Source organism: Georgenia sp. Z1491 (assembly GCF_057652395.1).
On sequence record NZ_CM172729.1, the window covers coordinates 587,608 to 607,398 of the forward strand.

Annotated in this window: 17 protein-coding genes; 16 read left to right on the plus strand and 1 reads right to left on the minus strand. The window is 70.9% G+C overall.

Annotated features, from left to right (window positions below):
* Window positions 1–42: 42 nt before the first annotated feature.
* Complete coding sequence (locus AC24HA_RS02780; RefSeq protein WP_425707951.1) at window positions 43–1,260, plus strand: MFS transporter; 1,218 nt, start codon at window positions 43–45, stop codon at window positions 1,258–1,260.
* Here AC24HA_RS02780 and AC24HA_RS02785 read toward each other — a convergent pair.
* A complete protein-coding gene (locus tag AC24HA_RS02785) occupies window positions 1,223–3,088 on the minus strand; it encodes a helix-turn-helix domain-containing protein (protein ID WP_425707952.1) in 1,866 nt (621 codons plus the stop codon). The two genes, AC24HA_RS02780 and AC24HA_RS02785, sit on opposite strands and share 38 nt — an antisense overlap.
* Before the next feature lie 204 nt (window positions 3,089–3,292).
* Between AC24HA_RS02785 and AC24HA_RS02790 the strand changes: the two genes are divergently transcribed.
* The 15 genes from AC24HA_RS02790 to AC24HA_RS02860 all read left to right on the plus strand — a co-directional run bounded on the left by AC24HA_RS02790 (window position 3,293) and on the right by AC24HA_RS02860 (window position 19,785).
* The gene (locus AC24HA_RS02790; protein ID WP_425707953.1) at window positions 3,293–4,384 is read left to right on the plus strand and encodes a C4-dicarboxylate TRAP transporter substrate-binding protein; all 1,092 of its coding nucleotides are present in this window, start codon (window positions 3,293–3,295) and stop codon (window positions 4,382–4,384) included.
* Between the two features lie 71 nt (window positions 4,385–4,455).
* Window positions 4,456–5,043 carry a TRAP transporter small permease gene (locus tag AC24HA_RS02795; protein WP_425707954.1) on the plus strand — a complete coding sequence of 196 codons (588 nt, stop codon included), beginning with the start codon at window positions 4,456–4,458 and terminating at the stop codon, window positions 5,041–5,043.
* Window positions 5,043–6,452, plus strand: coding sequence for a TRAP transporter large permease (locus tag AC24HA_RS02800; protein WP_425707955.1), 1,410 nt, complete (start codon window positions 5,043–5,045; stop codon window positions 6,450–6,452). Before AC24HA_RS02795 ends, AC24HA_RS02800 begins: the two co-directional genes overlap by 1 nt.
* Before the next feature lie 70 nt (window positions 6,453–6,522).
* Window positions 6,523–6,960, plus strand: coding sequence for a universal stress protein (locus tag AC24HA_RS02805; protein ID WP_425707956.1), 438 nt, complete (start codon window positions 6,523–6,525; stop codon window positions 6,958–6,960).
* Window positions 6,961–7,220: 260 nt separating this feature from the next.
* On the plus strand, window positions 7,221–8,450 hold the full coding sequence (locus AC24HA_RS02810) for an FAD binding domain-containing protein (RefSeq protein WP_487563604.1): 1,230 nt from the start codon (window positions 7,221–7,223) through the stop codon (window positions 8,448–8,450).
* A gap of 86 nt (window positions 8,451–8,536) precedes the next feature.
* Window positions 8,537–8,977, plus strand: coding sequence for a cupin domain-containing protein (locus AC24HA_RS02815; protein WP_425707958.1), 441 nt, complete (start codon window positions 8,537–8,539; stop codon window positions 8,975–8,977).
* Between the two features lie 316 nt (window positions 8,978–9,293).
* Window positions 9,294–10,169, plus strand: coding sequence for an FAD binding domain-containing protein (locus AC24HA_RS02820; RefSeq protein ID WP_425707959.1), 876 nt, complete (start codon window positions 9,294–9,296; stop codon window positions 10,167–10,169).
* Entirely contained in the window at window positions 10,166–10,741 is a 576-nt protein-coding gene (locus AC24HA_RS02825) for a (2Fe-2S)-binding protein (protein ID WP_425707960.1), read from the plus strand. Before AC24HA_RS02820 ends, AC24HA_RS02825 begins: the two co-directional genes overlap by 4 nt.
* Window positions 10,738–13,203: a xanthine dehydrogenase family protein molybdopterin-binding subunit gene (locus AC24HA_RS02830; protein WP_425707961.1), complete on the plus strand. Its 2,466-nt coding sequence runs from the start codon at window positions 10,738–10,740 to the stop codon at window positions 13,201–13,203. The genes AC24HA_RS02825 and AC24HA_RS02830 overlap by 4 nt, the downstream gene beginning before the upstream one ends.
* A complete protein-coding gene (locus AC24HA_RS02835; RefSeq protein WP_425707962.1) occupies window positions 13,200–14,102 on the plus strand; it encodes an AAA family ATPase in 903 nt (300 codons plus the stop codon). Before AC24HA_RS02830 ends, AC24HA_RS02835 begins: the two co-directional genes overlap by 4 nt.
* Window positions 14,099–15,307 carry a vWA domain-containing protein gene (locus AC24HA_RS02840; RefSeq protein ID WP_425707963.1) on the plus strand — a complete coding sequence of 403 codons (1,209 nt, stop codon included), beginning with the start codon at window positions 14,099–14,101 and terminating at the stop codon, window positions 15,305–15,307. The genes AC24HA_RS02835 and AC24HA_RS02840 overlap by 4 nt, the downstream gene beginning before the upstream one ends.
* On the plus strand, window positions 15,304–16,398 hold the full coding sequence (locus AC24HA_RS02845; RefSeq protein ID WP_425707964.1) for an XdhC family protein: 1,095 nt from the start codon (window positions 15,304–15,306) through the stop codon (window positions 16,396–16,398). The genes AC24HA_RS02840 and AC24HA_RS02845 overlap by 4 nt, the downstream gene beginning before the upstream one ends.
* Window positions 16,399–16,770: 372 nt before the next feature.
* Window positions 16,771–17,610 (plus strand): ABC transporter substrate-binding protein, encoded by an 840-nt coding sequence (locus AC24HA_RS02850; protein WP_487563576.1) that lies wholly within the window; start codon window positions 16,771–16,773, stop codon window positions 17,608–17,610.
* Window positions 17,611–17,644: 34 nt separating this feature from the next.
* On the plus strand, window positions 17,645–18,418 hold the full coding sequence (locus tag AC24HA_RS02855) for an SDR family oxidoreductase (protein ID WP_425707966.1): 774 nt from the start codon (window positions 17,645–17,647) through the stop codon (window positions 18,416–18,418).
* On the plus strand, window positions 18,415–19,785 hold the full coding sequence (locus AC24HA_RS02860) for an aldehyde dehydrogenase family protein (RefSeq protein ID WP_425707967.1): 1,371 nt from the start codon (window positions 18,415–18,417) through the stop codon (window positions 19,783–19,785). Before AC24HA_RS02855 ends, AC24HA_RS02860 begins: the two co-directional genes overlap by 4 nt.
* Window positions 19,786–19,791: the final 6 nt, after the last annotated feature.

Below are 19,791 nucleotides of genomic sequence, written 5' to 3' on the forward strand. Positions count from 1 at the left end.
CGTGCCGGTCGCGGACGAGGACACGAGGGAGACGAGGTCTGCGTGACGGGGAGCGGCACGCGAGCAGGCGCATCGGACCGGCCGCACCCGCTCCTCCTGATCCCTGCCGGACTCCTGGCCTCCGCCGCCGGCTGGGGGCTCACCGCCGCGGGCGCTGCGGCCGGGACGCTCGCCCGCTCGCACGGCACCACCCTCGTCACGATCGGCCTGCTGACGACCGTGTTCGCTGTCGCCTATGCGGCGCTCCAGATCCCCACCGGCGTCCTCGTCGACCGGTGGGGCGTGCGCCGGACCGCGTTCGCAGGACTGGGCCTGACGGTGCTGGCCTACGCGGCCGCCGTCGTGACCCCCTCGCTGCTCATCGCGTTCCCGGCGCGGCTGCTCGCCGGCGCGGGCTGCGCCGTCGGCTTCGTCGCGGGCGCCGAGCTGGCGCGTCGCTCGCGCACCGGCCCGACCGGGCTGGGCGTCTTCGGCGGCATGGCGATCGGCACCGGCGGCATCGCGGTCGCGGTGATCCCCGCCCTCGAGGACCTGCTCGGCTGGCGCTCGGCCTGGATCACCTGCATAGCCGTGGCCGTCCTGGCCGGGCTGCTCGTGCTCCTCCTGGTCGACGACGCGCCACAGGAAGGACCGCCGGCAGCCACCGCCTCGGGGGCGCGACCTCACCTGCTGCGCGACCCCGAGCTCCTCCGGCTCGCCGCCGTGCACGCCTCGACCTTCGGGATCGGAGTCGTCCTCGGCAACTGGACCGGGACGATCCTCACGGAGCGTTGGGGGATGGAGCCGCGCACCGCGTCCACCGTGGCCTCGCTCGTGCTGGCGACGACCCTGGTCAGCCGGCCCCTGGGCGGCTACCTCACCTCGCTGATCGGCCACCGCAGCCGCAGCCTCGTCGCGGTGTCGCTGGTCGCCTGCGCCGTCGGCACGCTGCTGCTCGCCGTCCCCTCGACGCCGGCCGTGGCCGTGGTCGCGACCCTGACGATCGGCGTGGCGAGCGGCCTGCCGTTCGCCTCGGCCCTCGCCGGCGCCCAGCGGCTGCGCGACGACCGGCCGGGGGCCGCGGTCGGCGTGCTCAACGCCGCAGCGAACTTCCTCGTCGTCATCGGCACACCGCTGCTCGCGTGGGCGATCGAGCGCGGCGCGACCGCCGGTGCGCTGGTGGTGGTCGCGGTCGCGTGGGCGGTGCCGCTCCTCGCGCTCCCGCGCACGCTGAACGACGGGCCTACGCGTCCAGGGTCAGCGCGACCTGGTCGGCCATGAGCGCCATCCCCACGTGGACGACGGCGTCCGTCCCGGACAGGGACAGGCCGAGGATCTCCTCGATGCGCCGCACGCGCAGGCCCACGGTGTTGGGGTGCACGTGCAGCTCGCGCGCCGTCGCCGCCGTGTTCTGGTCGTGCGCGAAGTACACGGACAACGTGTCGACCAGGCTTGAGCCGCGCCGCTCGTCGTGCGCGCGCAGCGGGCCGAGCAGGCGCTCGGCGTAGCGGACGAGCTCGGCGGGGTCCTCGATCTGGAGCAGGAGGGACATCGGACCGAGGTCGTCGAGGCGGATGGTGCCGTCCCGACGGCGCCTGACCCGTGCGAGCTCGGCCATGCCACGCCCGAGACGGAAGGCGCCCGCGTACTCGTGCATCGAGCGGCAGGTCGAGGAGACCGTCACGGACGCCGTCCCGGAGCGTCCACGGATCCGGCGGTAGGTGCGCCTGAGCTCGTCCGCGACAGCATCGATCGCCGACTCCTCGTCGTCGGGCCACAGCATGACGACGTAGGGACCGATCGCGGCCACGAGCGGGCGTGGACGAACCGACGACGCTGCGGAGCGAGCGGCGCCGAGCAGTGCGCTCTCCCCGGCGGTGCTCGCCGTGTCCGGCCGCGCGACGAGGACGACGTGCGGGTGGTCGAGGTCGTGGTCGAGGCGCTGCGCCCGGGAGGTCAGGTCGGCCGGCGTCGTCGGCCCACCGCGCACGAGCTCGTGGACGAGGTCGCTCGACGTGCGCCACTCGACCTCCTGCGCGGTCCGCCGCCGAAGGAGCTCGAGCGCGAGGACGGTCCCGGCGTAGTCCACCGCGCGCCGCTCGAGCCGGGACAGGTCCGCGCTGCGGCCCTCGAGCCACACGTGGGCGGCAACGTCCCCGCCGAGCCGGACCTGCAGGATCGTCAGGGGGCCGTCCGGACCGTCGACGTCGACCAGCTCTCCACCGGTCGATGTCTCCTCCGCGCGGCCGTCGCCCGGACCGTCGTCGGCCGGTGGCGCGGTGAGCGACTGCCCGTCCACCACGACGCGCGCGATCTCCCGGCCGCCAGGTTCCTCGACGACGACGGACCGATGGAGCAGCTCGCTCAGCGCCAGCGTGACGCCCTCGACGCCGCCTTGCTCGAGGGCGACCTGTGCGAGCCGCTGGTGGATCGCCTCGGCCTGCTGGGCGAGCGTGTGCTGCTCCTCGAGCGAGGAGTTCAGCTGCTCGAGGTTCTGAATCGTGCGGGCCTGGGCGGTACGCAACCGGGCGCTGGCGATGGCGATCGCCGCCTGGTTCGCGAGCGTGCCGGCGAGCTCGACAACGTGCTCGTCGAACGTCTGGCGCCTGCTCGTGTACCCGTTGAGGGTCCCGACGGTCGTGCCGGACACGATGAGCGGCACGGCGATCATGGAGCGGAACCCCTGCTCCCGGGCCCCCTCGCCCCACTGTGCGAACGCCGGGTCCGTCGCGGTGTCGAGCACCTGGACCGGCTCCTGCGTGAGGAACGCGCGCGTGGACGGGGCCTGCGTCGTACCTTCTTCGATCGTGATCGGGTGGAGGGCGTTGACCTCGGTGATGTACCGGGGCGAGAACCCGTAGGAGCCTTCGACCACGAGGACGCCCTTGGTGCGGTCGGGCAGGAACACGCCGCAGAAGTCGAATCCCATGAGCCGGCACGCGGTCTCCGCCACGAGGTTGAGGAGGGTCGGCACCGAGACCGGCTCGTTCACGGCCGACGAGATCTCGGCGACGCCGTGCAGGAGGTCGCGTAGGCCGACCGGTTCCGGTGACGAGGCGTCACGGCCGACGTCGATCGGCTCGTGCGAGGGGGGATGGGTGGGCGACATGGCGCGGTCCTTTCGGGGCGGAGCGTCGACGCTGCCATGCCCTCGTGGCCGACCGTACTGGATGTCGCCACAGTGGGAGCTCATCGAGCGGTGCAGCGGCCCATTGAGCGGGTGAGTGTGAGCCGGTGACACTCGGGCAGTTCTGTCCCCGTACCCGAAGGGTTCTCGATGGCTCGCGTGATGACGCGCAGGCGACGCTCGACCATGCGGCGTACCACGGCCGCCACCGTCGTGGCGGGTGCAGCGGCGCTGGCGGCCTGCTCGACCGGCGCGCCCACGACCGCCGAGGGCGGAGAGACGTTCACCCTGACGATCGGAGCCGGGGTCCCCCGGACCGCGCTGACCTCGGTCGGATCGGTGTCCGACGTCTTCGTGCCCGAGGTCGTACGCAGGGTCTCCGAGGAGACGATCCACGAGATCGAGTTCGACGAGTTCTTCGGCACCTACGTCGAGGTCGGCGAGGAGCTCGACGCGATGGAGTCCGGCCAGCTCGACATGGGGGCCTCGGTCTTCCCCTACAACCCGTCTGAGCTCCCCCTGCACAACCTCGGCTACTACGTGCCCTTCTCCTCGCCCGACGCAGAGATCGCGATCGCCGCGTTCCGGCAGGTCTACGAGGGGAACGAGGAGTTCCAGCAGGTCTACGCCGATCGCAACCAGACGGCGATCGCGTTCCTCGCGGTCGGCAACTACGGGCTCGGCACCAACTTCCCGGTCGAAGGGGTCGAGGACCTCACCGACCGGCAGGTCGCCGGCGTCGGATCGAACCTCGAATGGCTCGGGCCGATGGACGTCGTCCCGGTCCAGGCGCCCTCGACCGAGTGGTACTCGGCGTTCCAGACGGGTGTGTACGACGGCGTCGTCAACTTCGTCGAGGGATTCGACAACCTCCGGCTCTACGAGGTGCTCAGCCACTTCACCGCGATGGACTTCGGCGCGGTGCCGCTGGGGGCGCTCACCGTCAACCAGGACACCTGGGAGACGCTCCCGCCGGAGGTCCAGGACATCGTGCTCGAGGTCGCCCTCGAGTTCGAGCAGGTCTCCGCTCAGGCGGTCAACGAGGCCGTGGCGCACTCGGAGGAGACGATGGCGGCGGAGGGAATGACGGTGACGGAGCCCAGCGACGAGCTCCGCGAGCACTGGACCGAGGCGCTCGCCGACCTCCCGCAGCGGCGCGCCGACGAGATGGACGAGTCCGGGCGGCCCGGCTCCGAGCTCATCTCCGCCTACATCGCGGCGCAGGAGGAGCTCGGGCACGAGTACCCCGTGCCCTACGAACCGGGGGAGCAGCAGTGACCACGCGCGATGCGACCGGCGGCCCACGTCCTGGCGGTGCCGCCAGGTTCGTCGACGGAGCCGACCGTGTGATGCGGACCGTGTCCGGTGCCATGGCGGTGCTGGCGGGGGTGCTCCTCGTCGTGATGATCGGCTGGGTCCTCGCGAGCGTGGTGGGTCGGTTCGTCGACGGTGTCGTCGTGATCGGGAGCGCCGAGGTCGCCTCGAACGGGGTGGCCGCAGTGACACTGCTGTGCGTGCCCTACGTGATGCGGAGCGGCGGCCACATCCGGACCGGGATCCTCGTCGACCGCCTCCCGGTGCGAGCACAGCGCGTCGCCTGGATCGTCGCCTGCCTGCTCGGCGCCATCGTGTTCGCCGTCGTCGCGTGGTCGACCTGGGGGCCGATGCTCGAGTCCTGGGCCTCCGGCGAGTACTCGGGCGAGGGGTCTATTCGGATTCCGACCGGCCCGCTACGCACGATCGTCGTCCTGTTCGCCGTCTGCATGGCGGTGGAGTGCCTGCTTGCCGCGCACCGAGGGCCCCGGTCGTCCGCCGACCACGACGGTGCTGCCCCCGCGAGCGATGCCGGCCCCGGTCACGGTGCCGACACCGTGGCACCGGCCGGGGGGCACTCTTCCCGGAACGGCTCCGGCCGGACCGGCAGGAGGGAGGCGTGATGGCGGATCTTGCCGTCGGAGGCGTCGCCGTCGTGGCGCTCTTCGCCCTGGTGGTCCTCGGCGTTCCGATCGCCTTCTCGCTGTTCGTCGCGAGCCTGCTCGGGATGCTCCTGCTCACCGGGAGCGTCGAGCAGACGGCGGTGCTCGTGTCCAACACGGTGCTCGGCGGGGTACGCGACTACGTGTTCGCCGTCATCCCGCTGTTCATCCTCATGGGCGCCTTCATGAGCCACAGCCCCGCGGCGCGCTACCTGTTCGACGTCGCCAGGCTGGTGGCGCGACGGCTCATCGGCGGGCTCGCCTCCGCGACCGTCTTCGCCAACGGGATCTTCGGCGCCGTCACCGGCGTCAGCGTCGCCTCAGCCGCGATCTTCGCACGCATCGCCGTGCCCGAGATGGTCGCGCGCGGGTACGACAAGAAGCTGGCCCTGGGGACCGTCGCCGGAAGCTCGGTCCTGGGGATGCTCATCCCGCCCAGCCTGCTGATGATTCTCTACGGGGTCCTCGCCAACGTCTCGATCGGCACCCTCTTCATCGCCGGCATCGTGCCCGGAGTCCTTCTCGCGCTCGTGTACGTGCTGACGATCACCGCCATCGGTGTCGCACGCCCCGAGCGGGTCGGCCGCCCGGCCCGGCCCGGGCGGATCGCGACCGCGTCGCCCACCTCCTCCTCGTCCGCCGCCACGGAGCCGACCGGCACCGGGTGCTCCTCGCCGGCGCTGCCGACCGCGAGGACGACGGTCGAGGACGTCTCGGCCGCGCGGACGATGGTGCGCGCGCTCCCGATCGGCGCACTCATCGCCCTGGTCCTCGGCGGGATCTGGCTCGGATGGTTCACGCCCACCGAGGCGGCGGCCGTCGGTGCGTCCGGGGCGTTCGTCGTCGCGGTCGGCTACGGCATGCGGACGCGGGCCATCGTCAGCGCGTTCCGCGAGTCCGCGGTCAGCATCGGCTCCATCATGCTGCTGCTGATCGGTGCCCAGCTGTTCTCCCGGACCCTTGCCCGCAGCGGGCTGGTCACCGAGATGACGAACCGGATCACCGACTCGGCGCTCTCGGCGGGGATGGTCGTCCTGCTGTTCGTCGTCGTCCTCATCGTGCTGGGGGCGGTGCTCGACTCGAGCTCGATCCTGCTCATCATGGTCCCGCTCATGGCCCCGGTCGTGACCTCGCTCGGACTCGACCCGATCTGGTTCGCGATCATCGTCATCGTCGCGGTGGAGGTCGGGCTCCTCACCCCGCCGTTCGGGATGTCCCCGTTCGCCATGAGCGCCGTCCTCGGCGACCGCGCCACGGTCGGCGAGATCTTCGCCGGCGCGATGCCGTTCGTCCTCGCGATGCTGCTCACGCTCGGCCTGCTCGCCGCGTTCCCACCGTTGGTGACGTGGTTGCCGTCGCTGCTCGGATGAGCCCCGGTCCGCGTCCGGGCTCCGCCGTCGTTCCGCCGTCACGACACCCATCAGCACCAGGAGGAACAACATGACGATCGTCGTCGGATACTCACCGACCGATGCGGGGCGCGCAGCCGTCGACACGGCCGCCGCCGAGGCACGCCTGCGCGACGCACTGCTCGTGGTGGTGTCGGTGGGGCGGGCCGGAGAACCCCAGGGGGCGAGTGCCGCGGCTGCGTTCCGCGACGAGCTCGACGAGGCGCGCCGCGCGGTCGCGGGAGTGCTCGACGAGGTGGGCCGGCTGCTCGTCGACTCGCGGGTCGAGCACGAGCTGGTGCCGATCGTGTCGAGCGAGGACCCGAGCAGCGAGATCCTCCGCGTCGCCGACGAGCGGTCTGCCGAGCTCGTCGTCATCGGGATGCGACGACGCTCGCCGGTCGGCAAGCTCGTCTTCGGCTCCGACGCACAGCGAGTACTACTCGGTGCGCGCTGCCCTGTCATGGCGGTGCACGCGCAGCAGCACTGAAGTCGGCTGCCTCTCGCCGGTGGCGCACCAGCCGACGCGAGTCACCGCACCGTGGTGGCCTGCCGGGCGCCTGTCGCCGGCTGGTTCCTTGCCGGTTCGACGGCCGGCGGCGAGGACTGGGCCGTGACACAGCAAACTGCGCATCTTCTGTCGCTCCCGCCATGGAGGCGGCATCGAGGCCCCTCGATACTGAGGGCCGGGCGCGACGCGGGGAGACCGGCGTCGACCGGCCGCGAACCACTACGAAGGAGAAGTCGATGGTGACAACGTTCGACGGCGCGCGGGCCCTCGTGATCGGAGGATCGATCGGCGGACTCACGCAGGCGCTGCTGCTGCGCGACCTGGGGTTCGACGTCACCGTGTTCGAGCGGACCCCCAGCCTGCTGACCGACCGCGGGGGCGGCATCGTGCTGCAGCCCGACACGGTGCGATGGTTCGCCGAGCGCAGCGAGCGAACGCCCGAGGACGTGAGCTCGGCGACGAGCTACCTGCGCTACCTGGGCAAGGGTGACGCGATCCTCCACGAGGAGAGAATCGAGTGGCGATACTCCTCGTGGTCGACGATCTACCGCGCGCTCTACGAGGACTTCGACCCGCACAGGTACGTGCTCGGCGAGTATGCGGCGGGCTTCAGCCAGGACGAGGACGGCGTCGAGGTCCGGTTCGTCAGCGGTCGGGTCGAGCGCGCGGAGCTCGTCGTGTTCGCCGACGGCATTTCGTCGATCGGCCGGCAGCGGCTCAACCCCGGTGCGGGAGCGACCTACTCCGGCTACGTCGGCTGGCGCGGCACGGTCCCGGAGAGCCTGCTGTCCCCGGGGTCGCACGCGCTGCTGGGGGACGCGCTCGCCTACTCGGTGGCGCCCCACACCCAGATCTGCATGTACCCGATCCCGGCGTCGCAGGACGCTCTCGGACAGGGCGACCGGCTGATGAACTACGTCTGGTACCGCAACGTCACCGAGGGTCCCGAGCTTGACGAGATGATGCTTGACAAGCAGGGGATCCCCCGCCCGGTGTCGGTGCACCCGGGCCAGGTGCAGGACCGCTACGTGGCCGAGATGAAGGAGGCCGCGGGCGACCTGCTCGCCCCGGCCGCGGCCGAGCTCGTGCGCCTGACCGAGGAGCCGTACATCCAGGCCCTGTACGACATCCGCAGCGAGCGCGCGGCCGTCGGGCGGGTGGCCCTGGTCGGCGATGCGTCCTTCGCGTCCCGACCGCACGCGGCCGCAGGGAGCGCGAAGGCGGCGGCGGACGCGTGGGCGCTGGCCGAGACGCTGGGGTCCGGGGACGGGGACATCCCCGCCGCGCTGGCGGCGTGGGAGCCCGAGCAGCTCGCGCTGGGGCACGCCCTCGTCGACAGGGTCTCCGCGATGGGGGAGCGCTCGCAGTTCACGAACACGTGGGTGCCCGGAGACAAGGACCTGGAGTTCGGCCTCTACGGCGCCGGGGTGCTCACCCGCGAGGCGGCCCGGGCCACGGCGACGCCCTGATCAGCAGGCGCCGTCCGGCGCGGACGGAACAAGTACCGGGCCCGAGGGCCGGACCCGACAGGACGAGGAAGGTTGTGGTGAGAACGATGACGACGCCGAAGTTTCTTGCGGATTTCCCGCTGGCCGGAGAACTGGTGGGAGAGAACTTCGAGGGCTGGCCGGACGATGTGCGCAAGGAGTTCGAGGACCTTGCGTTCGACGGTCACGTCGGATCCCGGCTGCTCAGCGAGACCGACCGGGTGCGCGTGTGGGAGATCCGGCTGGCGCCGGGGGAGCGGTGGCACGCCCACCGGCACGTGCTGGACTACTTCTGGACCGCCGTGACGGCGGGGACGAGCAGACAGCACACCTTCGACGGCACCACGCGCGACGTGTCCTACGGGGCGGGCGAGACGCGGCACTTCCACTTCGGCCCCGGCGAGTACCTGCTGCACGACATCGAGAACATCGGCGACCAGGAGCTGATCTTCACCACCGTGGAGCACCTGGACAGCGACAACGACCCGCTTCCCGTCGACGCCGGCTGACCGGCGGCCGGTCCACGGTGCACCGTCGCCGTCCGGTCTTCCCCCCTGGGTGGAGGGCTCGCCAGGCCGCGACCGGTAAGGAGGCGCATCCGCTGTGACGGGGCACAGTCGACCACTGGCGGTCGGTGCGTTGCCACATGGATGACCTCGGCGGTGTGCGCGAGACTGGCGTCCACGCCGGTCGCGGGACGTCGTCCCGACCCCGGCAGCAGGCCTTTGCCCGAAGGAGAGCGATGGAGCCCCCCGCAGCAGCACGTTCCCACCCGTCAGGCGTCGTCGACGCCGACGCACAGACCACCAGAACGAAGGGAGCGCGATGAAGCCGTCGGCCTTCGCCTACCACGACCCCGAGACCATCGACGAGGCGGTGACGCTGAAGTCCGCCCACGGGTCGGACGCCACCGTGCTCGCGGGCGGCCTCAGCCTCATGCCCTTCATCTACGCACGCGTGCACCGGCCCGAGGTACTCGTGGACATCAATCGCGTCACCGAGATGCAGCAGGTCGTCGTCGCCGGCGACCACGTCGAGATCGGCGCGGGTGTCCGCCAACGGACCGCCGAGACCGACGGCGGGGTCCGCACGGCCGTCCCGATCCTCACCGAGGCGATCTCCTACATCGGTCACGCCGAGATCCGCCACCGCGGGACCGTCGGCGGCAGCATCGCGTTCGCCGACCCCGCGACCGAGCTCCCCACTGTCGCCGTCACCCTCGGCGCGCAGATGGTGGTTGCCGGCCCGTCCGGGGTCCGCACGCTGCCGGCCGAGGAGTTCTTCGTGGGGCAGAAGATCAACGCGCTCGAGCCCGACGAGGTCCTCGTCGCGACCCGGTGGCCGGTGCCCGGAGGGTCCCACGGATACGTGGAGGTCTCCCGACGCGTCGGCGACCGGCCGATGGCGGCCGCCGCCTGCCAGCTCGAGCTCGCCGACGACGGCACGGTGGCGGCCGCCGCGATCGGCGTCGGCAACATCGCCGACCGACCCCTGCGCGCCTCCGCGGCGGAGCAGCTGCTGGTCGGGAGCGAACCGACCGCTGAGCTCGTCACCGAGGCCGCGCGCACCGTCCGCGACCAGGTGACCAACGGCGACGACATCCACGCCACGCACGACTACCGCAAGCACGTCGCGGCGACCATCACCGCCCGCGCGATCACCGCTGCGCTCCACCGCGGGGCGAGAGGAGAGACGGCATGACGACACCGACGACGGACCGCACCCGGCGGCGTGAGATCACCGTGACCGTCAACGGCCGCGAGGTCGTGCGCGAGGTCGAGACGCGCATGACGCTCGCCGACTGGCTCCGCCAGGAGCTCGATCTCGTCAGCGTCCACCTCGGCTGCGAGCAGGGCGTCTGCGGGGCGTGCAACGTCCTCATGGACGGGCAGTCCGTGCGCTCGTGCCTCATGCTGGCGGTCCAGGTCGACGGCCACTCGATCGAGACGGTGGAGTCCCTGTCCGCCGACCAGAAGAACCTGCACCCGATCCAGGAGGCGTTCCACGAGGAGCACGGGCTCCAGTGCGGCTTCTGCACCCCCGCGATGGTCCTGCGGACCAAGGAGATGCTCGACGAGAGACGGGACCGGACCGACGACGAGGTGCGGGACGGCATCTCCGGGATCCTCTGCCGGTGCACCGGTTACCAGAACATCATCAACGCCGTCCAGTGCGCGGCACGCAAGCTTGACGCGGGCGGGTGCCCGCGTCGGGCCACGGCAGCGGCCGGCGGCAACGGAGCCGCGGACGAGGCAGGAGGCCACGAGTCATGACCAGCGCCAGCACCGAGCACCGCAGCGGCACGGAGTCCGTGCCGGCCCCGGAAGGAAGCAAGCACCGGTACATCGGCCGGAGCATGAAGCGGGTCGAGGACCCCCGGTTGCTCGTCGGTCGCGGCGGCTACATCGCCGACCTCAAGATCCCCGGGCTCAAGCACGCCGCCGTCTACCGCAGCCCGGTCGCGCACGGCCGGATCGTCTCCGTCGACGCCTCCGAGGCGCTGAAGATCCCCGGCGTCGTCGCCGTCGTCACCGGCGAGGACTGCAAGGCGAAGATGAACCCCTGCATGAACTTCGGGCCGGCGACGATCCCGCAGTACCCGCTCGCGGTGGACAAGGTGCGCTACTTCGGTGAGGCCGTCGTCGCGGTCATCGCGGACAGCCGCTACATCGCCGAGGACGGCATCGACGCACTGAAGGTCGAGATCGAGCCGCTGCCGCACGTCGTCGACCCCTTCGCAGCGCTCGAGCCCGACGCTCCCGTGCTGCACGAGGAGCACGGCTCCAACCTCGCCTACGAGCGGACCTTCGACTTCGGCGGCGCCGAGGAGGCGTTCGCCGAGGCAGACATCATCGTCTCCGACACGCTCCACTGGGGACGGTCCTCAGGCACGCCCATGGAGACGACCGGCGCCGTCGCCCGCCCCGGGCTCAACGGCGTGCTCGAGATCTTCTGCAACTCGATCAACTTCACCTACTTCGCCTTCCTCATCTCCACCGCCCTCAAGCTGCCGAGCAACCAGGTCACCCTGCAGCCCGTCCCGGCCGGCGGCAGCTTCGGTACCAAGTTCACCGCCCACAAGGTCCCCACCCTCGCCGGGTTCCTCGCGCTGCAGGTCGACCAGCCGGTCGCCTACATCGAGGACCGGCTCGACCACACGATGAACTCCGACCACCACGCGTCCGACCGGTACTACGAGGCCCGGCTCGCGCTCACCGCGGACGGGACGTTCACGGCGCTCGACGTCGATGTTCTCGACGACTACGGCGCCTACCTCCAGTTCGGCGTCGGCACCCACGGCAACGCACTCTCGCAGTCGGTGGGGCCGTACAACATCGGGAAGCTGAAGTACCACCTCCGTGCCGCGGTGACGAACAAGTGCCAGCAGGGCGCCTACCGGGGCTTCGGCTCCGAGGTGCAGAACTGGGTGCTCGAACGACTCGTCGACCTGGCCGCGAAGGAGACCGGCATGCGGCCGGAGGACATCCGCAGGAAGAACTTCATACGGCCCGAGCAGTTCCCCCACAAGATCCCGGGCGGCAACCTCTACGACTCCGGCGACTACGAGGCGGTCCTCGACGAGACTCTGGGGCTCGTCGACCTCGAGCACTGGCGCGCCGAGCAGGTCCGGCTACGCGAGGAGGAGGGCCGCTACGTCGGCATCGGCCTCGTCTCGACGCAGGAGCGCAGCGTCTTCAGCTCGACCGAGTTCTGGTACTGGTTCGACGAGCCGGGCTTCGCCCCGACCTCGAGCCCGGAGAGCGCGACGATCACCATCGACCCGACCGGCCAGTTCCACGTCGTCCTGCACTCGCAGGCGATGTGGGGCAACAGCCCGGAGACCGTGGCCGCGATGGTCGTCGCCGAGGAGTTCGGCACCGACCCGTCGACCGTCAACATCCGGTACCAGGACTCGGCGCACGCACTGCCGGGCACCGGGCCGGGCGGCAGCCGCTTCACGGTGATGGTGACCGGCGCGATCCGCGGCGCGGCGCGCAAGCTGCAGAAGAAGGTCATCGACATCGCGGCGCACACCCTCGAGGTGCCGGCCGAGGACCTGGAGATCGTCGACGAGCGCGTCCAGGTCAAGGGCGCCCCCGACGTCAGCCTCGGGCTCGCCGACGTCGCCGGGACGGCCTACTTCTTCGCCCTCAACCTCCCGCCGGGCGTGACGAGCGGGCTGGAGGAGCAGTTCACGTACGACCACCCGATGACCACGATGCCGTCCGCCGACCGCGCGGACCTCGGCGTCTTCTACCCGATCATGGGGCACAACTGCCACATCGCCGTCGTCGAGGTCGACCCGGACACCGGTCTGCTGAAGATCCTCGACTACACCGCCGTCCACGACGCCGGCACCGTCGTGAATCCCGTGACGCTCGGCGGCCACGTGGTCGGCGGCACGGCCCAGGGCATCGGCACCGCGCTGCTCGAGGAGCTCCCGTACGGGGAGGACGGGACGTTCGAGGCCATCTCGTTCCGTGACTACCTCGTGCCGACAGCGCACGAGGTCCCGTACGTCAAGCTCGGGCACGTCGAGACCCCGTCGCCGTACACGGAGTTCGGTATCAAGGGCGGCGGCGAGGGCGGCCGCATGGCGACCCCGGGCGTGCTGTCGGCGGCGATCGACGACGCGCTGAAGGAGTTCGGCATGCGCGTGCGCGAGCTGCCGGTCAAGCCGTCCGCCATCGTCGAGAGCGTCGCCAGGGCGCGCCGGTCAGGACTGAGCACATGACGACCGTGCCCGAGCACCACGGCTCGCCCGCCCAGGCCCGACCGGCCGACGCGGGCGAGCTGCGGGACGCCCTGCGCGGTGTCGGCTACGTCGCCGGCGACGACCTCGCGATGGCGGCGTTCCTCGCGCTGCGGCTGGGCCGTCCGCTGCTCCTGGAGGGGGAGAACGGCGTCGGCAAGACGGAGATCGCTCGGGCGCTCGCCGACGTGCTCGGTCGCGAGCTCGTCCGGCTCCAGGCATACGAGGGCATCGACGCGAGCCAGGCGCTCTACGACTGGCACTACCCGGCGCAGCTGCTGGCCGTGCGCGAGGGCGCCGGTCACGCCGATGTGTTCACCGAGGAGTTCCTGCTTGAGCGTCCCCTGCTCCGGGCGCTGCGGGCAGGCTCGGGTGCCGTGCTGCTCATCGACGAGCTCGACCGGGCCGACGACGAGTTCGAGGCGTTCCTGCTCGAGCTCCTGTCCGACTTCGCCGTGACGATCCCCGAGATCGGCCGGGTGAGCGCGGCCGAGCCGCCGCTGGTCGTCCTCACGTCGAACCGGACCCGCGAGCTGCACAACGCGGTCCGTCGCCGGTGCCTCTACAGCTGGGTCGAGCACCCCGGGCCGGAGCGTGAACGTGAGATCCTCGCCCTTCGGGCTCCCGAGGTGCCCGAGCAGCTGGCCAGGGAGGTGTGCGAGGCGGTGGCACGGGTGCGCGGCCTCGAGCTCTCCCACCGGCCCGGCGTCGGGGAGGCGCTCGACTGGGCAGGTGCCCTGCACATGCTGGGCGTGACGACGCTCGACGCGGACGTCGCGCGCGCCACGCTCTCGACCATGACGAAGGACGTCGACGACCAGCGGGCCGTGCTCGACGCCGTGGAGACGATCGTCCCCGACCGGGACTCGGGGCCGGCGTGACGAGGACGGCGACGGACACCCTCCGGCGCCCGGACCCGCCGGCCGGCACGACGACCTCCGGGCGGGAGGTCGAGACGCTGTGCGCGGAGTTCGCCGAGGTCCTGCGCGGACACGGCGTGCGCATCGGCACGTCGCAGGTCCTCACCCTCGTCCAGGCGCTCCATGCGCTCGGTGGCGTGCGGGCGGGCGAGCTCTTCTGGGCCGGTCGCGCCATCCTCGTCCAGGACCCTCGCCACTACGACGCCTACGCGCGGGCGTTCGCCGAGTTCTTCGCCGGTGCCGTGCCGGGTGAGGATCTCCCCGTCGTGGCACGCCCCCCGACGAGCCTCCTCGTCGAGGCTCCGGACGGTCAGGGGCAGCCGCCGTCCGACGGGAGTGTCGAGGAGGAGTACCGCGAACAGCCCGAGCCTGCCCGGGTTGTGGCCAGCGCAGAGGAGCGGCTCCGGGTCAAGTCGTTCACCGCGATGACCGACGAGGAGCGGCGCGAGGCGGCCCGGATGATCCGGGACCTGCGGCTGCGCCTGCGCCACAGGCTGAGCAGGCGGCGGCGCCCCGCCCGTTCCGGTCGGCACCTCGACATGCGGGGGACCATGCGGAGCCTCCTCGCCACCGACGGCGAGCCGCTGAGGCTCCGGCGGCTCCGGCGGCGCACGCGTCAGCGGCCGATCACCTTCCTCGTCGACGTCTCCGGCTCCATGTCGGCCTACGGCCGGACGATCCTGCGGTTCGCGCACATGCTCATGCGTGCCGGCGAACGGATCGAGGTGTTCACGATCGGCGTGCGTCCCCACCGCGTGACGGCCGACATGCGCACGCCCTCACCAGATCGTGCCCTCGAACGGGTCGGCGCCGCGGTGACGGACTGGGACGGTGGCACCCGGCTCGCGTCCTCCATCTCCACCCTCCTGCGGGGCGGACGGGGGCAGGACGCGCTGCGCGGCGCCGTCGTCGTCGTATGCTCGGACGGGCTGGACCACGACGAGCCCGCGGTCATGGCCGCGAGCATCGCCAGGCTGCAGCGCCTGGCCCACGAGCTGGTCTGGCTCAACCCGCTCAAGGCGGATCCCCGCTACGAACCGCTGGCGCGCGGAATGGCTGCTGCGCTGCCACACATCGACGACTTCCGCGCCGGTCACAGCATCGCCGGCCTCGAGGCGCTGGCACCGGTGCTGGCCGGGCGCGGACGTTCAGGGAGGCTGCGATGAGGGACATTCTCGACGACGTGCTGGCGTGGCACCGGGCAGGGACCCGGTTCGCACTGGCGACGGTGGTGCGGACGTGGAGCTCCTCCCCGCGCGGGCCCGGTGCGTCGATGGCGGTCGCGGAGTCGGGCGAGGTCGTCGGGAGCGTGTCCGGCGGGTGCGTCGAGGGGGCGGTGTACGACCTGGCCGAGCGCGTGATCGCGACCGGCGTGCCGGTGCGCGAGACCTACGGGGTCTCCGACGACGAGGCGTTCGGCGTCGGGCTGACGTGCGGCGGCACCATCGAGGTGTTCGTCGAGCTCGTCACGGCGGAGTCGTTCCCCGAGCTGCCCGCCGTGGCCGCGGCCGAGGCCGACCGCCGTGCGACGGCGGTCGCGACCGTCGTCGACGGCGAGGGCGAGCTCGGCGGCCGGATCGTCCTCGGGCCGGACGGTGCCTCCGGCACGGTGCGCGATCCCGACCTGGCATACAGCGTGGCGGAGCTCGCCGAGGGCCTGCTGGCGCACGGGCGCAACGGGGTGCTCCACCTCGGGGCCCACGGGGAGCACCGCATGGAGGACGTCACGGTGTTCGTCGAGTCGTTCGCGCCGTCGCCGGAGATGATCGTGTTCGGCGCGATCGACTTCGCCGCGGCCGTCGTGCGGGTGGGCAAGTTCCTCGGCTACCACGTCACGGTGTGCGACGCGCGGCCGGTGTTCGCCACCGCCCGGAGGTTCCCGGACGCGGACGAGATCGTCGTGCAGTGGCCGCACGACTATCTCGCCGGTCGCGAGGTCGACGAGCGGACCGTGATCTGCGTGCTCACGCACGACCCGAAGTTCGACGTGCCGCTGCTGGTCGAGGCCCTGGGGACCAGGGCCGGCTACATCGGGGCGATGGGCAGTCGGCGCACGCACGACGACCGGATGGCCCGGCTGCGCGAGGAGGGGGTCTCGGAGGCGAACCTGGCCCGGCTCTCCTCCCCGATCGGGCTGGACCTGGGCGGCCGCACCCCGGAGGAGACCGCGGTCGCGATCGCCGCCGAGATCGTCGCCGCGCACTGGGGCGGGAGCGGCCGGCGGCTGAGCGACACCACCTCGCCGATCCACGCCTGACCCAGAGCCCTCCGGCGGAGGGCAGCGTGAGTCTTCCGAACGCGCTCGATGGCGACCCTCTCGTCTCCCGTAGCTGACCAGCCGCGATGACGGCCTGGATCTCAGCGGACTTGACACCTTCTCAATGGTCCGACAAGGATGGTCCGAGTCGGACTACGTGAGTCGGGGCGCCGATCACGTTTGCACGACGAGCACCGTGGGTGCGTGTCCGGAGTGGTGCACGTTCAACGAGGAATCGAGCAGCTCATGAGTCGCAGACTGACAGTTGGGACCGTCTTGGTCGCCGGTGCTCTCGCGCTAGCCGCGTGCGGGGGCGACGCAGAGGGAGAGGCACCAGAGGGGGATGGTGGCCTGACGAGCATCACGGTCGGCGTGATCCCGATCGGTGATACCGCGCCCGCGTGGTTGGGGCTGCAGGAAGGAATCTTCGAGGAACACGGTCTGGACGTCGAGATCCAGGTGCTCCAGGGCGGCGCCGCCGTCATTCCTGGGGTGCTCAGTGGTGACATCCAGTTCGGCTTCTCCAACACGACATCACTACTTATCGCGGCGGACCAGGGGCTCGGGCTCAGCTGGGTGGCTCCGGCTGCCTCGACCACGGGTGATGTCGAGGAGGACTTCAGCGCCGTGATGACCATGCCTGGATCCGGCATCTCGTCTCCGTCGGACCTCGAGGGGCGCACGGTGGCTGTCAACACCCTCAACAACATCGGTGACACGGTGGTCAGGTCCGTCGTCGAGGCCGACGGAGGAGACCCGGACGCGGTCGAGTTCGTCGAGCTCGCCTTCCCGGACATGCCTGCGGCGCTGACCGAGGGCAGGGTGGAGGCCGCGTGGGTGCTCGACCCGTTCATGACGATGTTGAACGACGAGGGAGCGGAGTCCATCAGTCGTCCCTACGCGGAGGTGCACCCCGAGCTGATGGTTGCCGCGTACTTCACGTCGGAGCAGCTCGCGAGCTCGGACCCGGAGGTCATCGAGGCCTTCCAGGCCGCGATGCAGGAGTCGTTGACGTACGCGGAGGAGCACCCGGACGAGGCGCGTGCCGTTCTCTCCGAGTTCACGGAGATCGCTCCGGAGGTGCGTGAAGCGATCGTTCTGCCTCGGTGGCCCAGCGAGTTCGCGATCGAGTCGATCGAGACCCTCGCCGATCTGGCCTATCAGCACGGTCTGCTCGAGGAGGAAGTTGCCCCTGAGAGCCTCCTCTACTGATCCGGCCGACCGTCGACCACCTGAAAGGCGACAAATGACCAACGAACACGCAGGGCGCACCGTCCTGCTCACGGGTGTGGTGGGGGACATCGGCCAGGCGTATCTCCGCGCCCTCGTGGCAGCCGGTGCGAACGTGCTCGCGATGGACCTCGAGTCCACGGCTGATCAGGCGAGCGCTCTCGTCGAACGGGCAAGCTCCGCTGGTCCGGGTAGGGCGCAGTTCATGGGCGGCGACATCACCGATCGGGCGAGCGCTGACCGCGCGGTAGAGGCTGCCGTCGAGAGCTTCGGGCGCCTCGATGCCCTCGTCAACAACGCAGCTGTTTATCACGGGCTCGGTGCGAAGCGCTCGATGCTCGAGCTCACCGAGGCCGAGTGGGACCTCGTCCTGCGGGTCAACGTCGTTGGAACGTGGCAGATGATGCGCGCCGCTGCACCCGCACTCGCCGACGGCGGCGGGGGACGCGTCGTCAACATTGCCTCGACCGTGACGCGGATGGGGGCCGCAGGATTCGCGCACTATGTCGCGTCGAAGGCGGCGGTCGAGGGGCTCACCCGAGCTGCCGCGCGTGAGCTGGGCGCATCAGGCACCACGGTGAACGCCGTATCCCCGGGGCTCGTGGACGACACGGGGTCCCGCGCAGTCAACACCGACGAATACATGAGCAAGGTCGCCTCGACCCGGTCCGTCCAACGCTCGATGGTCCCGGAGGACCTCGTGGGAGCAGTCATGTGGCTGTCCGGACCGAGCGCAGGCTTTGTCTCAGGACAGACGATCGTCGTCGACGGCGGTGGGGTGTTCGTATGACTCACGTCCTTCTACCGGTCAGTCAGGACGAGCTCGAGGTCCCCGACGAGGCAAGCGACCAGGAGATCGACCGTGTCGTCTCCGCCTCGCTCGCCGCCTTCCGTGGATCGTGGCCCCGAGACCACAAGCGCCGGGCGGAGGTGCTGCTCGGGTGGGCGGAACGGATCGAGTCGGAGTTCGACAGCCTGGTCGACGAGATCGTCCTGGAGACCGGCAAGATCACGGCCGAGGCGCGGACGGAGCTCGTCGGAAGTATCGATGCGTTGCGGTTCAACGCCGGACTCGCGCGACTTCCGCTCGGTCGCGCAGGTTCGATGTCCGACGGCAGCGAGTCGCATCTCGTGCGTGAGCCCGTTGGTCCGACGGTATTCATCACACCATGGAACTGGCCCGTCCTTCTCCTGCTGCGGGACCTGGCGCCGGCCTTCGCTGCCGGGGTGACCGCGATCGTCAAGCCGAGTCCGCAGACCCACATGGTCACGGAGCACATCGTTCGACTGGGCCACGAGTCGGGGATCGAGGCGGGTGTGCTGCAGGTCGTCGCCGGTGGAGCCGTGGCCGGCTCTGCCCTCGTGCGTCACCCGGGGACGGCGGCCGTGGCTCTGACAGCGTCGACGGCAGCCGGACAGGCAGTCCTGCGCGACTCGGCGGAGACGATGACTCGGCCGCTGCTCGAGCTCGGGGGCAAGGCCTCGATGCTCGTCCTCCCGGACGGCGACCTCGACCAGGCACTCGCAGCAGCATCCCGCGCCGCGGTGACGACCTCCGGGCAGATGTGCATGGCCTGCACCCGTGTGCTGGTTCACGAGGATCAGCTCGGCGAGACCGCCGACCGACTGGGCGAGTCGATCGGCGCGCTCAAGGTCGGGGACCCGCGTGATCCGACGTCGGACCTCGGCCCGTTGATCTCCGAGGCAGCCTTCGAGAAGGTGTCGTCGTATGTCGACCTTGCCCGTCGGGACGCAACTGTCCGCGTCGGTGGCGAGCAGGTTCAACCGGCGGGCACCCGCGGATTCTTCATGACGCCGAGTGTCGTGACGGACGCTGAGCCGGGATCGGCACTCGTTCAGGACGACATCTTCGGTCCTGTGCTCTCGGTCGAGTCCTACCGGGACGAGGACGACGCGGTCGAGCTCGTCAATGCGAACTCGTTCGGTCTCGCCACCTCGGTGTGGAGTCGCGATCTCGGCCGCGCTCTGTCCGTGTCACGAGGAATCCGCTCCGGCACGGTCTGGATCAATGGTTACAACAGGTCCTACGCAGAAGCCCCCTCGGGTGGATATCGCATGTCAGGGCTGGGGCGCACCCGCGGGGTCGAGGGCATAGAGCAGTTCACCGAGCTCAAGCACGTCCACTTCTCCCTGTAGATCCCG

Bases quoted from the DNA above. Each gene is read 5' to 3' on its own strand.
- AC24HA_RS02800 (WP_425707955.1), top strand. From the start codon at position 5,043: ATGGCGGATCTTGCCGTCGGAGGCGTCGCCGTCGTGGCGCTCTTCGCC.
- AC24HA_RS02815 (WP_425707958.1), top strand. From the start codon at position 8,537: ATGACGACGCCGAAGTTTCTTGCGGATTTCCCGCTGGCCGGAGAACTG.
- AC24HA_RS02860 (WP_425707967.1), top strand. From the start codon at position 18,415: ATGACTCACGTCCTTCTACCGGTCAGTCAGGACGAGCTCGAGGTCCCC.
- AC24HA_RS02830 (WP_425707961.1), top strand. From the start codon at position 10,738: ATGACCAGCGCCAGCACCGAGCACCGCAGCGGCACGGAGTCCGTGCCG.
- AC24HA_RS02835 (WP_425707962.1), top strand. From the start codon at position 13,200: ATGACGACCGTGCCCGAGCACCACGGCTCGCCCGCCCAGGCCCGACCG.
- AC24HA_RS02855 (WP_425707966.1), top strand. From the start codon at position 17,645: ATGACCAACGAACACGCAGGGCGCACCGTCCTGCTCACGGGTGTGGTG.
- AC24HA_RS02845 (WP_425707964.1), top strand. From the start codon at position 15,304: ATGAGGGACATTCTCGACGACGTGCTGGCGTGGCACCGGGCAGGGACC.
- AC24HA_RS02805 (WP_425707956.1), top strand. From the start codon at position 6,523: ATGACGATCGTCGTCGGATACTCACCGACCGATGCGGGGCGCGCAGCC.
- AC24HA_RS02790 (WP_425707953.1), top strand. From the start codon at position 3,293: ATGCGGCGTACCACGGCCGCCACCGTCGTGGCGGGTGCAGCGGCGCTG.
- AC24HA_RS02820 (WP_425707959.1), top strand. From the start codon at position 9,294: ATGAAGCCGTCGGCCTTCGCCTACCACGACCCCGAGACCATCGACGAG.
- AC24HA_RS02795 (WP_425707954.1), top strand. From the start codon at position 4,456: ATGCGGACCGTGTCCGGTGCCATGGCGGTGCTGGCGGGGGTGCTCCTC.
- AC24HA_RS02785 (WP_425707952.1), bottom strand. From the start codon at position 3,088: ATGTCGCCCACCCATCCCCCCTCGCACGAGCCGATCGACGTCGGCCGT.
- AC24HA_RS02825 (WP_425707960.1), top strand. From the start codon at position 10,166: ATGACGACACCGACGACGGACCGCACCCGGCGGCGTGAGATCACCGTG.